Below are 15,831 nucleotides of genomic sequence, written 5' to 3'. Positions count from 1 at the left end.
TAAATGTTAATATTAAATTAACAGAAATAATTGACCTTAGCTAAAATTATAGATAAGCAGATGATTAAAGCCAGCGATTTTGGTGATGATTTTTTATGGGGAGTAGCTACAGCAGCAGCCCAAATAGAGGGCGCGGCCAGCAATTATGGAAAAGGGGCTTCTATTTGGGATACCTTTGCCAAAAGAACAGGAAAAATCAAAAAAGGGGCTCATCTCGAAATGGCTTGCGATTTTTATCATCGCTATCACGAAGACATTGCATTGGTAAAAGCTTTGGGTTTTAAGGTTTTTCGCTTTTCTATTTCCTGGCCTCGATTGTTGCCCTTGGGCAAAGGGCCTATCAATGAAGAAGGAATCAGGTTTTACCATAACGTAATTGACGAATGCCTGGAGCAGGGGCTTATTCCTTATGTAACCTTGTACCATTGGGATTTGCCCGAAGCTCTCTCGCAGGTGGGCGGATGGACAGTATTTAGCATCAATGCCGATTTTAACGAATTTGTAATGCTTTGCGCCAAAACCTATGGCGATAAAGTGAAAAACTGGATCGTAATTAACGAGCCCTTTGGGTTTACCTCCTTAGGTTATATGTTGGGCATCCACGCACCTGGCGAAACTGGGCTCACCAATTTTCTGGCAGCCACACAGCATACGGCCATCGCGCAGGCAGATGGTGGCCACATTTTACGCGCTGAAGTACCCAATGCCCGTATAGGAACCACGTTTTCCTGCTCAGAAATTATCCCTTATTCGCGTAGCGCCAATGATCTTTTGGCCGCTAAACGGGTAGATTGCCTCATGAACCGCTTGTTTGTAGAACCTGCTTTGGGCATGGGTTTTCCTACGGCCGATTGGGACGTGCTAGAAAAATTTGCCGTAAGCCACTCCACTTGGCGACATGCACAGCGCATGACTTTCGATTTTGATTTCATCGGATTGCAGAATTATTTTCCATTGGTGGTTAAGTACAATGCATTTATTCCGGTTGTACAGGCCTGGGAAGTAAAGGCAAAAAATAGAAACAAGCCACATACGGCAATGGGATGGGAGATTAATGCCGATAGTTTCTACAATATCATCAAGCAGTTTGCCAGCTACCCGAATGTAAAGGAGCTGATCATTACAGAAAATGGAGCGGCCTTTAACGATAAATTAATAGACAACAAGATCGCTGATGAGGATCGGATCGAGTTTTTTAAATTATACCTAGAGGCCTTGCTCAAAGCCAAAAATGAAGGCATCCCTATTACAGGTTACATGGTTTGGACATTAATGGATAATTTCGAATGGGCCGAAGGTTATCAAGCCAGGTTTGGGATTGTGCACAACGATTTCAAAACCCAACAACGCACCATTAAAGATTCCGGTCACTGGTGGCAAAGTTTTCTCAAGGCTTAATACAACTTTTTTACCCTATACTCCAACTTTCTCACCAATCTTTAGGATGTTGGCTTCTTTGCGAGGTAAATTCCATAAAATAGTCCATTTTTAACATAATATTGGATATTGTTATTGTGCTTTAGTTTGAGGAAATTTAAGTATCTACCTATACTGTTTTAATTATTTCGGTATAGCACTTTAACAACAAAAAATTGTTTATGCTATCACAAAAAAAAATCCTTGTGGCAACGGTCTTTGTAATTGCCACGGGTTTGGTTGCTTTTTCCTTATTTTCTGCCGAAAAGCAGATCGACTTCAATGCTGAGGTAAAGCCCATTCTCAATAAGAAATGCATATCCTGCCACGGAGGCGTAAAGCAACAGGGCGGATTTAGCGTCTTGTTTAGGGAGGAAGCTTTGGCGCCTACCAAAAGTGGAAAAGCGGCAATCATTCCTGGGCATCCCGAAGACAGCGAGTTTATCAAGCGCCTAACCTCAAACGACCCTGAGCAAAGAATGCCTTATAAACACGAAGCCCTCAGTCAAAACGAAATAGATATTTTAAGCACTTGGGTTAAACAGGGTGCAAAATGGGGCAACCACTGGGCCTATGTTTCCGTAAAAGAAGTGCCTGTACCTGATGTTGAAAATGACTGGACACGCAACAACATCGATAAGTTTATTTATGCGAAGCTGGAAGAAAATAAGTTAAAGCCATCGCCACAGGCAGATAAAGCCACTTTGTTGAGACGGGTTAGTTTAGATTTGATCGGCACGCTTCCTTCAGAAAAATTAGCCAATTTATACCTGAACAATAAAGATGAAGCAAAGGGTTATCAATTGTTGGTCGATTCGCTCATGGCTTCTCCGCGTTTTGGCGAGCGTTGGGCTTCGATGTGGCTCGATATTGCCCGTTATGCCGATACCAAAGGCTATGAATCGGATCCAAACAGAAACATATGGGCCTATAGGGATTGGGTGATTAAGGCTTTTAATGCAGATATGCCTTATAACCAATTTGTAACTGAGCAGGTGGCCGGAGATTTATTGCCCAATCCTACAGATGCGCAGTACATCGCTACCGCCTTTAGTCGCAATACGCCAACCAACGACGAGGGCGGAACCAATAATGAAGAATTTAGAACGGCTGCGGTCCTCGATCGCGTAAATGCGACTTGGGAAGGATTAATGAGCACCACTTTTGCCTGTGTGCAATGCCATAGCCATCCTTACGACCCTTTTAAGCATGATGAGTACTATAAATTCATGTCTTATTTTAACAATACCCGCGATGAAGATATCGCCTCAGAATATCCATTGCTTAAGCAGTTTAACGACTCGCTAAGCAACGAATTAAAAAAACTTAATGCCTGGGTAGCTCAGGCCGAATCGCCGGAAAGGGCCAAAGCAATTAATCTTTTCTTAAAAACCGGACAGCCATCCATCAATTCTACTACTGCCGACGAACTCAAAAATGCCGTAATCGGAAACAACAATATTGCCTTGTTTTTTAAGAATAACGCAGTGGCTCGTTTAAAAGCGGTTGACCTGAACAAGGTTGATCAGCTCATTTTCAGGTATAATTGCAATAAGCCAGGGGGAAAGATGAGTTTACGTGTCGACTCGCCTAATGGACCACTACTTGCCTCTTGGCCATTGGCTGTTGGACCTAGCTATCAAAATGTATACGTCGATTTTAAGGTGCAAAGCGGTATTCATGATGTTTACCTCACTTATACCAACCCAAGCATTAAAAATCCAGATGAATTTTTGGTGTTTTTCGACTGGTTTCACTTTGCGCCTCAATTTCCTGGTAAAGGAAGGCCAGGATACGCCGCTTACAAAAAAACATTTAACGACTTGCTCAATGCTTCGGTACCTACCACGCCGATCATGATTGATAATCCTACGGCCATGCAACGTAAAAACTTTGTGTTTGAGCGCGGTGCCTGGACCTCAAAAGGAAAAGAAGTAAAAGTAGGCGTGCCTAACTCCTTGGCCTATGCCATGCCCAAAAACGCACCTAACAATAGAATGGGTTTGGCCATGTGGCTAACCGATAAGCGAAATCCCTTGGTTTCAAGAACGATGGTAAACCGGCTTTGGGAACAGCTGTTTGGTGCAGGCTTGGTCGAAACACTCGAAGACATGGGAACACAAGGCATGGCGCCAACCCATCAAGAGCTTTTGGATTACATGGCCTACCAATTGATGAACCAATACAACTGGAGCGTAAAGAAAATGCTCAAGGAGATGGTGCTGACAGCTACTTACCGACAAGATTCGAAAGTTTCGGAAGAACTGAAGGAAAAAGACATCTTTAATAAGTTTTATGCAAGAGGGGCAAGGGTAAGGCTCAGCGCCGAACAAGTAAGAGATCAGGGATTGACCATTAGCGGGGTATTGAGCACTAAAATGTATGGCCCGCCGGTAATGCCTTGGCAGCCAGAAGGCATATGGTTTTCTCCCTACAACGGAGCCAAATGGACTAAGAGCAGTGGCGAAGACCAGTATCGCAGGGGAATTTATACCTATTGGAAGCGTACAGCACCCTATCCTTCGGCAATTGCCTTTGATGGTGCATCGCGTGTAGTTTGTAGCCCAAGAAGAATACGCACCAATACCCCTTTGCAGGCATTGGTTACATTAAACGACTCTGTTTATGTAGATATGGCAAGGCATTTTGCTTCCCGCATGCAGCAATTGGGCGGAAATAGTGTCGCAAATCAAATTTCAAAAGGATATGCAGCCATTTTATATAAGCCAATTCCGCAAAACCGCTTAAAGATCTTCGAAGATTTATATGCAAAAGCATTGCAAACTTTTAAAAAAGATGCCAAGGCAACGGCTGCATTTATGGGCGATAAGCAAAAAATGTATAGGCCCGAAGATGCCTCATTGGTATTGGTGGCTAATGCCATGCTCAATTTGGACGAAGTGGTAACCAAAAACTAAAACAGATGACCAGAGACGAATTAAATGCACATAAATTGGCTAAAGAAGCTCAAGAAGCCCAATTGAACGGTATTACCAGGAGACATTTCCTCAAAGAGAGCGCTATGGGCTTAGGAGGCTTGGCCATGGGTTCTTTATTGGGTAGCTGTGGCGGATTATTCAGCAAGCCACAAACCAAGATCAGCTATGATCCGGCGCATCCCTTATTACCAAAATCGCCACCCTTTGTTGGCAAGGCCAGGAGTGTGATCTACCTGCACATGGCTGGTGCCCCATCGCAACTAGAATTGTTTGATTATAAACCAGAGTTGATGAAAATGGATGGACAAGATTGTCCTCCTTCTCTTTTGGCCGGTAAAAAATTTGCCTTTATTACCGGAGTACCAAAAATGTTGGGCCCACAAGCCAATTTTGCACAACACGGACAAAGTGGTGCGCTGATTAGCGAAAACCTGCCACATTTTTCTACAATGGCCGATGAGGTAAGTTTTTTAAAGGCCGTAAAAACAGATCAGTTTAATCATGCGCCGGCGCAACTGCTAGTGCATACCGGTAGTCCCCGCTTGGGCCGACCAAGTATCGGCAGTTGGGTAACCTATGGTTTGGGAACCGAAAATCAGAATTTGCCTGGCTACGTGGTTTTAACCAGTGGAGGCAGTTTTCCAGATGCAGGTAAAAGCGTTTGGGGAAGCGGATTTTTGCCTTCTGTTTACCAAGGCGTACAATGCCGAAGCGAAGGCGATCCTGTACTGTTTATAAAAGATCCAGATGGCATGAACCGCGATTTGCGCAAGGCATCGATCGAAGCCATCAACAAAGCCAACGAACAGCAATACCAAGAATATAACGATCCGGAGATTTTATCGCGCATCGCTCAATATGAAATGGCCTATCGGATGCAGATCGCTGCGCCAGAAGTGATGAACATCAATGATGAGCCAGCCTATATCCACGAAATGTATGGCACAGAGCCTGGAAAAGCCTGCTTTGCCAATAACGTATTGTTGGCCCGTAAACTGGTAGAAAAAGGAGTACGCTATGTACAATTATTCGATTGGGGCTGGGACACTCACGGCGACCATGCAGGGGGTTCGTTAAATATAGGCTTTAAAAACAAATGCAGAAGTATTGATAAACCCATCACGGCTTTATTGCTCGACCTCAAACAAAGGGGCTTGCTCGAAGAAACCCTAGTAGTTTGGGGCGGCGAGTTTGGACGCACACCGATGATGGAAAACCGAAACGGAGTGCAAAATCCGTTTAAGGGCCGCGACCACCATACCGAGGCATTTACCATTTGGATGGCCGGTGGAGGCGTTAAAAAAGGCTTCACCCATGGCGAAACCGACGAAATTGGCTACAGCGCCATCAGCGGAAAAGTTGATGCTTTTGATGTTCAGGCCACTATTTTGAACCAATTGGGATTTAACCATGAAGAATTTACCTATCCTTTCCAAGGCAGGCCATTTAGGCTAACCGACGTGAGTGGCAAAGTAATCAACGAAATTATTGCTTAAACAAATTCACACCCCCACCTTTAAACCCTCTACCTTTTACCTCAACCTCCATTTACCTATGTCTCAAACCAGAAGAAACTTTATTAAAAATACCACTGCACTTACGGCAGTGGGCCTGTTGAATCCATTGGCCGAATTAGCAGCCAAAGAAATACCGAGTATCAGGGCCAGAGCTGGCTATGAACTGTTGTTTATGCAAACCGATTGGGGCTTTGCTGGCAGCAGGGATGAATTTTGTGCGGCAGCCAAGAAAGAAGGCTATGAAGGCATAGAAGTGTGGTGGACAGATAAAGCCGAAGATCAAAAAGAATTATTCGATGCCGTTAAAAAGCATAACCTGCAAATTGGTTTTCTCTGTGGAGGCTATCAGGCTAATGCCGACGAACATTTGACCTTGTTCAAGAAAAACCTGGATGCCATTTGTGCTAATTCTTATCAGAAGCCAGTATATATCAATTGCCATTCGGGCCGGGATTATTTCACGTATGAGCAGAACAAAAAATTTATAGATTACACCACGGCTAAAACAAAGGCTTCTGGTATACCGATTTATCACGAAACCCATCGTGGCAGGATGATGTTTGCGGCCCATATTACTAAAGATTTTGCCGAAAGAAATCCCGATCTCCGCTTAACATTGGATATTTCGCATTGGTGCAACGTACACGAGAGCTTATTGAGCGATCAAAAAGAAACTATAGATTTTCTCTTGTCGCGTTGCGAACACATCCATTCTAGGATAGGACATCCAGAAGGACCCCAAGTAAACGACCCAAGGGCGCCAGAGTGGGAGAGTGCGGTAAAGGCGCATTTGGCATGGTGGGACAAAATCATAGAACGTAAAAAACAAAAGGGTGAGCGCATGACCATTCTTACAGAGTTTGGACCTGCAGATTACATGCAGACAATGCCCTATACACGTCAGCCAGTGGCCGATCAATGGGCCATTAACGTATATATGATGAAACTTTTAAGAAAAAGATACCAATAAGATGCTGGAATTTTTAGGACGCTTTCACCCTGTACTGGTGCACTTGCCTATCGGGATTTTATTAATTGCTTGCCTTTTTATCCTGCTCAGCCTAAGGCCAAAATTCGAGACATTGAAGCCTGCCATCGGCATCACTTTGTTTTTTGGTATGCTGGGCGCTATATTTTCTTGCATTACAGGCTATTTTTTGGCCAATAGTGGCGATTACGATGGCAAATTGGTGAGTAACCACCAGTGGATGGGGATTGCCACTGCGGCGATATCATTGCTATTGTTGCTGATTTATAAATACTCAAAATCGAATAAGCTATCTGGACTTACCGCATTGGCACTCATCGTGTTGATTTCTGTTACCGGACATATGGGCGGCTCGTTAACCCACGGCTCCGATTACTTAACGGCTCCGTTAAAGGAAGGGGGATCAAAAAACACGGCAGCCATCCCGCCGATTCCAAATATCCAAGAAGCATTGATTTACGAATCAGCCATTCAGCCTTTGCTTAAAAATAGATGCTACAGTTGTCATGGCAGCGAAAAACAAAAAGGCAAGTTAAGGCTCGATGCGCAAGAGTTCATTTTAAAAGGAGGAGAAGGTGGTCATACAGTTGTACCGGGCAAAGCCGATGAAAGTGAATTGATCAAACGCCTATTGTTGCCCATCAGCAATGAAGATCACATGGCGCCTAAAGAAAAGCCACAATTAACGACCAATGAAATAGAGCTTTTAAAATGGTGGATCAATAATGGAGCCCCATTTAACAAGAAAGTTAAAGAATTGAACCAATCCGGAAACATCAAACCAATTTTGCTCGCCCTTCAAAAAGGAATAGCAGCCACTTCCGAAAATAAACTGAACCTTATCCCCGAGAAGGAAGTAGGTGCGGCAGATGAGAAAGCACTGCAAACTTTGAAAAATGCCGGTATAATGGTTGTTCCTGTAGCGCAAAACAGCAATTATTTGAGTGCCAATTTTATCAATGCGGTTTCGCTGGCCGATACGGTAATGGACAAGATCAAGGCCATTAAAGAGCAGCTGATCTGGGTAAAACTTGATCATCCTTTAGCCAACGATGCCACTTTAAAAGGTTTGAAAGATTGCAAAAATATTAGCCGATTAAGTCTGAACAATACCAATATTAGCGATAAGGGCTTGCTGAGCCTCAAATCGCTGGATCAGTTGCAGTCGCTAAGTTTGGTAGGCACTAAGGTAACCGCAAAAGGAGTGGCCCAATTAAGCCAACTTAAAAAATTGGCATACATTTACCTTTACCATACACAAGTACAGCAAGCAGATTGGAATAGCTTGAAAAAAGCATTTCCACGCGTAAAAATCGATTCGGGCAATTACCAAGTGCCAACTTTGGCAAAGGATACCATCGAGGTGAAAGTTGCCGAAGTAAAAGAGTAGCAGTTTCGTCATTGCGAGGAGAGCAACGACGAAGCAATCTCTCTCGTGATGAGATTGCTTCGCCTGATCTGAGAGTCAGGTTCAATGATGTTATTGGTTAATCAGCTAACAGTTTACGCTTGTCAGTTCAATAATGAACAATAACCCAATCCTCTAATAAGCTAATCCTCTATGCAGTTAGTAGTTGCCAGTTCAACAAGATCAAAATGCGGCAATTGAACAATCAGCCAACAAACCAATGAACTAATGAGCCAATGAACAAATGAACCGATAATGTAGCGTTTACGTTCTTCGACACGTATGGTTAGGTAAACAAATTTTTATGAACAGATTATTATTCAAAAAATCATTGTTGGGCGCTGGCCTTTTCATTATGCTCTTTTCACTCAGTTACTGCAAAAAGGACAATTCTTTTGAGAAAGGACGTGATCAAAAAGAATTGGACAAGCTAAAGGATGAAATTCTGAAAATGTCGAGCCAGTTCAGTTGTGAAAACGCAGCAGAGTGGAAATTTGTGGCTCTAAATGAAGGTGCTTGTTGGGTACCAATGTATATTCCTTATTCTACAAAAATTAATGAAGCATTGCTTTTGGAAAAAGTAGCTTCGCATAACGAAAAGCAAAAAGCTTTTAATGCCACGTACAACAAGAACCAAATATGCACCTTGATTGGATATGTTCCGCCGACTAGGGTAGAATGTGTTAATGGCAAACCAACATTTGTCTATAATAATTAAGAACACAAAAGCCCCTGCTGTTAAATCAAGAGCAATAGCTGCTCACAGCTTAGCAATGCTTCCTAAAAGTGTGAGCTGTATTGATGGCAAAGCGAAGTTTGTTTACTAACTTTGTTGCATGGACGATAAAATTGTAGTGTATAAAACTTTCGAAAGCCCGATGGAGGCCAACATTGTAGCAGCTAAATTAAAGGATGCCGGATTTAACTGTTTCCTTACCGGCGAAAACGCAGCTTTGGTTTATCCTGTGTTTGACACTTCGATCAGCGGCATTCAATTGCACGTATTTGAAAACGAAGTACAAGCCATAACCGAATTCTTGGCCAATACCGATACATTAACAGAAGAAGAATAGTGGCTAGTCCACAGTAAATGGATATAGTACAAACATTCCTATAAAAAAAATCCCGCTTCGAAACCGAAACGGGATTTTTTATTTTGATAAAGTATTAAGGATCAATGAACAATGAGGGACTTTAACTTCAAACTTTGCTCTTTATCCTTGTTCTTTATTCCTCTTAGGCTTGAGCCGCTTTAGCTGCCGCTTCTTTACGGATGATATTTAACGCACCACCAGCTTTAAACCACTCAATTTGTTGCGCATTATAGCTATGGTTAACTGTAATGGTTTCCTGAGTGCCATCAGTATGGTGCAATACCATTTGCAAAGGAACATTTGGTGCAAATGTAGTAAGGCCAATAATATCTAAAGTATCGTCCTCTCTAATCTTGTCATAATCTTCCTTGTCGGCAAAAGTTAAGCCCAACATACCTTGTTTTTTCAGGTTGGTTTCGTGGATACGGGCAAAAGATTTTACCAATACTGCACGAACGCCCAAATGACGAGGCTCCATAGCGGCGTGCTCACGAGATGAACCTTCGCCATAGTTTTCGTCGCCTACTACTACCGAGCCTAAGCCAGCAGCTTTGTAAGCGCGTTGGGTAGCAGGAACCGGACCATACTCTCCAGTTAATTCATTTTTAACGGTATCTGTTTTATCGTTGAAGTAATTCACCGCACCAATCAACATATTGTTAGAGATGTTGTCTAAGTGACCTCTGAATTTCAACCATGGACCAGCCATAGAAATATGGTCTGTAGTACATTTGCCTTTTGCTTTGATCAAAAGTTTCAAGCCTTTCAGGTCTGTGCCTTCCCAAGCTGCGAATGGATCTAACAATTGCAAGCGGTGTGAAGTTGGAGAAACCAAAACCTGAACGCCAGAACCATCTTCGGCAGGAGCCTGGTAACCGGCATCATCAACTGCGAAGCCTTTAGTTGGCAATTCCCAGCCAGTTGGCTCATCTAGTTTAACCTGCTCGCCTTTATCGTTGGTTAAGGTATCGGTTAATGGGTTAAAGCTCAAATCGCCGGCAATAGCCAAAGCAGCTACAATTTCTGGCGAAGTTACAAAGGCAAAAGTATTAGGATTGCCATCGGCACGTTTAGCAAAATTTCTGTTAAACGAGTGTACGATGGTGTTTTTTTCTTGTTTTTCGGCACCTACGCGATCCCACATTCCAATACAAGGTCCGCAGGCGTTGGTAAAGATGGTTGCATCTAAGTTCTCGAAAGTGGCCAATAAGCCATCGCGGTTAGCGGTGTAGCGAACCTGCTCGGAACCTGGGTTGATTCCAAATTCTGCTTTCTTGATCAAGCCTTTATCAATGGCTTGTTGGGCAATAGAAGCAGCGCGGGATAAATCTTCGTACGAAGAGTTGGTACAAGAACCGATCAATCCCCATTCTACTTTGGTAGGCCAGCCGTTAGCAGCAGCCACTTCTTTCATTTGAGAAATAGGGGTAGCCAAATCTGGTGTAAAAGGACCGTTGAGGTAAGGTTCCAATTCAGAAAGATTGATTTCGATCAATTGATCAAAATATTTCTCAGGATCGGCATAAACTTCTGAATCGCCAGTTAGGTAATCTTTAATGTCATTGGCCAAATCGGCAACCTCTGCACGGTTGGTGGCGCGTAAATAACGCTCCATGCTGGCATCGTAGCCAAAAGTAGATGTAGTTGCACCAATTTCGGCACCCATGTTACAAATGGTACCTTTACCCGTACAGCTTAGGTTTTCTGCACCCTCGCCAAAATATTCAACAATAGCACCAGTACCACCTTTTACAGTTAAGATACCAGCTACTTTCAAAATTACGTCTTTGGCCGAAGTCCAGCCACTTAATTTACCGGTTAGTTTTACACCGATCAATTTTGGAAACTTAAGTTCCCAAGGCAGGCCAGCCATCACATCGCAGGCATCGGCACCGCCAACACCAATGGCAACCATGCCCAAACCACCGGCATTTACCGTATGGCTATCGGTACCGATCATCATACCACCCGGAAAAGCATAGTTTTCTAAAACTACTTGGTGGATGATCCCTGCACCTGGTTTCCAAAAACCAATGCCATATTTGTTTGATACAGAAGACAAGAAGTCGAAAACTTCTGCACTTTCAGTTTTTGCATGAGGCAAATCTATCTCGGCACCCGATTTTGCGGTAATTAAGTGATCGCAGTGTACCGTAGAAGGAACGGCAACTTGTGGTCTGCCGGCTTGCATAAACTGCAAAAGCGCCATTTGCGCAGTTGCATCCTGCATAGCCACTCTGTCTGGTGCAAAATCTACATAATCGGTTCCACGAACAAATGCCGTATTGGCATTGCCGTCCCAAAGGTGTGCGTATAATATTTTTTCTGAAAGTGTTAAAGGCCTGCCAACCACTTTACGAGCCGCCTCTACACGACTGCCAAAGTTTGCATACACCTTTTTAATCATTTCTATATCAAAAGCCATTGATAATTGGTGTTAAAAGGTAATCTATTCGTCTAATTGGTAGCGAATTTACAAAAAAAATAGGCTTAAAGGTATCATCTGTATCTCCTAATATTATTTGGAAATGTTCTAAATAATGGAAGGTGTAAAATGGAAGATGGAATAAGGCAGAGAGACCAGAATCTAAAACCCAAAGATTGATTACAGTTTCTGCCGATAGCTATGGAGTTACAATTTAGAGCTGCCTGTTTTCAGTTTACAAGATTGTAATAAAGGATTTGTCATCCAGAACGCAGTGAAGGATCTGATCTGGAGTTGGATTCCCGATAAACTAATGAATGGTGTCCATTATCGAACGCTTTTGTGCATTTATGAACAGTAAGGCAGAGATTTTAATAGGTAAATTACTGAAATACAGATTTTTAAGAATGTGTTTTGGCTTTGGCACAAACTTGGCGCTTGGCTGTTCGCTTCACAGGGTGCCAAATTGGTAGCCTCTCTCGCTCAAATACTGGATGGTTTTGGGTAAGGCAAATTGCAAACGGTCAAAGGCTTTTAAACTATCGTGAAAAACAATGATAGCGCCATTTTTTGTATTGTCGATTACATTTTGATAGCATTTTTCTGGACTAAGTGTAGTGTCGAAATCGCCACTGAGCACGTCCCACATTACAATAGTTAGTTCTGAGTTTTGAGTTTTGAGTGCTAAGTTTTTGGATAAGTAAACTTCAGCATCCCAATTTCGGACTTCAGATTGTATCTTGCGGATCTGGCTTTTTTTAATCCTACCATAAGGCGGACGGAAAAGAGTGGTTTGGGTAAGTTCTTGGCACTTCAGAAAATTGTCTACGTAGGTTTTGTCGTCGGTTTTCCATCCTTTTAAATGATTAAAGGTATGGTTTCCAATGGCATGGCCTTCGTCTTTTATTCGTTCAAAAATAGCGGGATGTTTAATAATATTGTCGCCAATGCAAAAAAAAGTGGCCTTTGCACCAAAGCTTTTTAAAGTATTTAGTACAAAGTCTGTAACATTGGGTATAGGTCCATCGTCAAAGGTTAAATAAACAGTTTTTTCCGAGCGGGATTTGTTCCATGTTAAAGACGGATAATACCATTTGAGTAGAAGTGGAGATTTAACGAGGTACATGTCCAAAAGTAAACATTTAGGCTGTACTTAAAAATTTACAAAATTCGATTAATTGTTTATTTATTATTGTGAAACAAATTTTTATGAAACAAGTTGCCAATTACAGCTCTTTAGCGAAGTTTACTTTTATTTTCTCTTTAACAGTCCTGCTCACTGTGGGCCAAAGAGTCGTTGCGCAAGAGGTAATTACCATTAAACAAGCGGTAGAAAATACCCTTAAAAATAACTTGCAGGTTAAGCAGTCGCAATTTACAGAAAGCCTATCAGATGTAAATCTTAAGCAATCTAAAATGGACTTGTACCCAACTTTGAACGCCAGTGCCAACCAAAGCATGGGCTGGGGCCGTAACCAAACCGCATCGGGTTTATACCAAAATACCCAAAACTATAACTTTAGCCCAGGTTTGAATACAGGGATTGACGTTTTTAACGGTTTTGCCAAACTAAATACCATCAAACAGAACAAACTGTTGCTGGATGCCGATAAAACCAATACTGAAAAAGTAAAGAACGACTTGATCTTGCAGGTGATTACTTCATACATGCAGATTTTGTATAACAAGGATTTTCTGAAAACAGCCGAAGAGCAATTAACGGTAGCCAAGCAATTGTTAAACCAGCAACAACAATTGTTGGATGTGGGCAATAAAACATTGGCCGATTTATCACAGGCGAAATCGCAGGTGGCAACTGCCGAGCTCAATGTAACCAATGCGCTTAATACACTTTCTATTTCCTATATCACCTTGGCACAATTGATGGATATCCCATCATCTACAAAATATGATGTACAGGCACCTTCAATTGATAATTTTACGCAACAGGGCGCTACTGAAGATGCAGAAGCAATCTATCAAAAAGCGTTAAACAATTTTCCGGATATCAAATTGGGCGCACAAAGAACGGCGGCTGCCAAAATTGGCGTAAACGTGGCCAAAGGAAGTCTGTATCCTCGTTTGGGTTTTGGTGCTAGCTACGGTTCAACTTATTTCTATAACTATAACTCTACCGTGCCAAACGAAACTTTTAGAGAGCAGTTGAAAAACAACCTTTCAAAAGGAATAAGCCTAAGCCTATCGATCCCGATTTTTAATGGCTTGCAGGCCAGGTATGGCGTAAAAAGGGCACGCATTAATTTGATGCAGACCGAAACACAGGAGCAGCTGACCAAAAACAACCTGAACAAGGTAATTTATCAGGCTGTTGCCGATTTGAAAGCTGCCCAAAGCCGTTTCGAATCTACAACCAATGCATTTCAGGCGCAAAAAGACGCTTATTATGTAATTGAGCAGCGCTACAATGTAGGTTTGGTGAACTCATTGGATTATAGCACTGCATTAACCAATAAAAACAAAGCCGAAATAGACATGATCCAGGCTAAATACGACTTGTTGTTCAGGTCTAAGGTGATCGACTACTATTTGGGCAAACAGATTATATTTTAACCCGAAAACAAACATTACTTATCCATAATTATGAAACTTAAGCACATTTTAATTGGCGTCGGTGTACTAATTGCACTCATTATCGTTGCAAAAATGACCGGCCTTATTGGTGGAAAACAAATCGAAAAGATAACCGTTGAGAAAGCAGGTGACAAAAAAGTTGTTGAAACCGTAACTGCTAGTGGCAAAATACAGCCAGAAATAGAAGTTAAGTTAAGTTCTGAGGTTTCTGGAGAGGTAACTGAGCTTTTGGTAAAAGAAGGCGATGTGGTTAAAAAAGGTCAATTGCTTTGTAAAGTAAGACCAGATGTATTACAGTCAGGTTATGAGAGGGCAGTTGCTTCTTACAGCTCACAAAAAGCAAGGGTAGCGGCTGCGCAACAGTCGTTAGCGCAAAATGAGGCTAACTTTGCAAATATCGAAGCCACCTACAAACGTAATGTAGAATTATACAACAAAAAAGTAATTTCTGCATCAGAATTTGATGCAGCCAAAGCATCTTACCTATCTGCGAAAGCTTTATTGGCTAGCGCTAGAGAAGCTGTTACAGGCGCTAAATTTGATTTGGAAGAATCAGGTGCCAATGTAAAAGAGTCAGGAGCGAACTTGGCTAAAACTACTATTTACTCTCCTGTTGATGGCGTAGTATCTAAATTGTCAATAGAATTGGGCGATCGTATCTTGGGTACTTCACAAAATGCGGGTACAGAGATCATGCGTATTTCTAACTTGAATACCATGGAGGTTAACGTAGATGTAAACGAAAACGACATTAACCGCGTGAACGTAGGCGATAGCGCTACTGTTGAAGTTGATGCCTTTGCCGATAAAAAATTCAAAGGAGTGGTGACAGAAATTGCCAGTTCATCAACCAGTGTGGGTACTACCACCTCATCATCTGTAGATCAGGTAACCAATTTCTCTGTTAAAGTACGCTTATTGCCAGATTCATATAACCAAGTTAAAGGTGGTGCCAAAGATTTGCCTTCGCCATTCAGACCAGGCCTTTCGGCTACGGTTGATATCGAAAGCGAGTCGGAAACTGCCTTGGCAGTTCCAATCCAGGCCGTATTTACCAGCGAAAAGGATAAATCAACCGATCCGATGACAAGTGGCAACGACCAAAACACCGATAAGCAAAAAGCAAAATTGGCCGATAAAAAAGTAAAACAATACGTTTATCTTTTTGATAGCAAAGCCAGCACGGTGAAGAAAGCCGAAGTAACTACAGGCATCCAAAATGATCAATATATCATTGTAAAAACTGGATTAAAAGCCGGTCAAGAAATTGTTTCGGGTCCTTATTCTGCCATCCAGAATAAATTGTCGGATGGCATGAAGGTGGAAAAAACCACTAAGGATAAGCTATTTGCAACCGACGGGAAAAAGTAAGTTCCCAAACTCATAAAAATTAGGTATTTTTGATACCGCATAAGGTTTAAGGTACATGCATTAGGCATTTACTTTAAACCT

The 15,831-nt window shown here is 42.2% G+C and carries 11 protein-coding genes; 9 read left to right on the top strand and 2 right to left on the bottom strand.

Annotated elements, in window-relative coordinates:
• Positions 1-30: 30 nt before the first annotated feature.
• The 7 genes from AC570H_RS13100 (at position 31) to AC570H_RS13070 (ending at position 9,341) form a co-directional block, all read left to right on the top strand.
• Complete coding sequence (locus AC570H_RS13100; protein ID WP_497355505.1) at positions 31-1,398, top strand: GH1 family beta-glucosidase; 1,368 nt, start codon at positions 31-33, stop codon at positions 1,396-1,398.
• Positions 1,399-1,598: 200 nt separating this feature from the next.
• Complete coding sequence (locus AC570H_RS13095; protein ID WP_497355503.1) at positions 1,599-4,334, top strand: DUF1553 domain-containing protein; 2,736 nt, start codon at positions 1,599-1,601, stop codon at positions 4,332-4,334.
• A gap of 5 nt (positions 4,335-4,339) precedes the next feature.
• Positions 4,340-5,851, top strand: coding sequence for a DUF1501 domain-containing protein (locus AC570H_RS13090; RefSeq protein ID WP_497355501.1), 1,512 nt, complete (start codon positions 4,340-4,342; stop codon positions 5,849-5,851).
• Between the two features lie 58 nt (positions 5,852-5,909).
• Positions 5,910-6,842, top strand: a complete 933-nt coding sequence (locus AC570H_RS13085) for a sugar phosphate isomerase/epimerase family protein (RefSeq protein ID WP_497355499.1) — start codon at positions 5,910-5,912, stop codon at positions 6,840-6,842.
• 1 nt (position 6,843) lies between these two features.
• A complete protein-coding gene (locus AC570H_RS13080) occupies positions 6,844-8,250 on the top strand; it encodes a c-type cytochrome domain-containing protein (RefSeq protein ID WP_497355497.1) in 1,407 nt (468 codons plus the stop codon).
• 322 nt (positions 8,251-8,572) lie between these two features.
• Positions 8,573-8,986, top strand: coding sequence for a hypothetical protein (locus tag AC570H_RS13075; protein ID WP_497355495.1), 414 nt, complete (start codon positions 8,573-8,575; stop codon positions 8,984-8,986).
• 118 nt (positions 8,987-9,104) lie between these two features.
• On the top strand, positions 9,105-9,341 hold the full coding sequence (locus tag AC570H_RS13070; RefSeq protein WP_497355493.1) for a hypothetical protein: 237 nt from the start codon (positions 9,105-9,107) through the stop codon (positions 9,339-9,341).
• A gap of 163 nt (positions 9,342-9,504) precedes the next feature.
• Here the strand turns inward: AC570H_RS13070 and AC570H_RS13065 are convergent, their stop codons facing one another.
• Both AC570H_RS13065 and AC570H_RS13060 read right to left on the bottom strand, forming a co-directional pair.
• Positions 9,505-11,787: an aconitate hydratase gene (locus AC570H_RS13065; RefSeq protein ID WP_497355491.1), complete on the bottom strand. Its 2,283-nt coding sequence runs from the start codon at positions 11,785-11,787 to the stop codon at positions 9,505-9,507.
• Positions 11,788-12,238: 451 nt separating this feature from the next.
• Positions 12,239-12,913 carry a polysaccharide deacetylase family protein gene (locus AC570H_RS13060; RefSeq protein WP_497355489.1) on the bottom strand — a complete coding sequence of 225 codons (675 nt, stop codon included), beginning with the start codon at positions 12,911-12,913 and terminating at the stop codon, positions 12,239-12,241.
• An 83-nt stretch (positions 12,914-12,996) separates the two neighbouring features.
• Here AC570H_RS13060 and AC570H_RS13055 point away from each other — a divergent pair, with 83 nt between their 5' ends.
• Positions 12,997-14,358, top strand: coding sequence for a TolC family protein (locus AC570H_RS13055; RefSeq protein WP_497355487.1), 1,362 nt, complete (start codon positions 12,997-12,999; stop codon positions 14,356-14,358).
• Positions 14,359-14,388: 30 nt separating this feature from the next.
• Complete coding sequence (locus AC570H_RS13050; protein WP_497355485.1) at positions 14,389-15,750, top strand: efflux RND transporter periplasmic adaptor subunit; 1,362 nt, start codon at positions 14,389-14,391, stop codon at positions 15,748-15,750.
• Positions 15,751-15,831 lie beyond the last annotated feature (81 nt).

The sequence above is a fragment of the Pedobacter sp. B4419 genome (assembly GCF_059693725.1).
Note: the sequence above shows the minus strand (reverse complement) of the source record. Positions and strands in the feature narration are given on the sequence as shown.

Bases quoted from the DNA above. Each gene is read 5' to 3' on its own strand.
- AC570H_RS13095 (WP_497355503.1), top strand. From the start codon at position 1,599: ATGCTATCACAAAAAAAAATCCTTGTGGCAACGGTCTTTGTAATTGCC.
- AC570H_RS13090 (WP_497355501.1), top strand. From the start codon at position 4,340: ATGACCAGAGACGAATTAAATGCACATAAATTGGCTAAAGAAGCTCAA.
- AC570H_RS13085 (WP_497355499.1), top strand. From the start codon at position 5,910: ATGTCTCAAACCAGAAGAAACTTTATTAAAAATACCACTGCACTTACG.
- AC570H_RS13080 (WP_497355497.1), top strand. From the start codon at position 6,844: ATGCTGGAATTTTTAGGACGCTTTCACCCTGTACTGGTGCACTTGCCT.
- AC570H_RS13075 (WP_497355495.1), top strand. From the start codon at position 8,573: ATGAACAGATTATTATTCAAAAAATCATTGTTGGGCGCTGGCCTTTTC.
- AC570H_RS13070 (WP_497355493.1), top strand. From the start codon at position 9,105: ATGGACGATAAAATTGTAGTGTATAAAACTTTCGAAAGCCCGATGGAG.
- AC570H_RS13065 (WP_497355491.1), bottom strand. From the start codon at position 11,787: ATGGCTTTTGATATAGAAATGATTAAAAAGGTGTATGCAAACTTTGGC.
- AC570H_RS13060 (WP_497355489.1), bottom strand. From the start codon at position 12,913: ATGTACCTCGTTAAATCTCCACTTCTACTCAAATGGTATTATCCGTCT.
- AC570H_RS13055 (WP_497355487.1), top strand. From the start codon at position 12,997: ATGAAACAAGTTGCCAATTACAGCTCTTTAGCGAAGTTTACTTTTATT.
- AC570H_RS13050 (WP_497355485.1), top strand. From the start codon at position 14,389: ATGAAACTTAAGCACATTTTAATTGGCGTCGGTGTACTAATTGCACTC.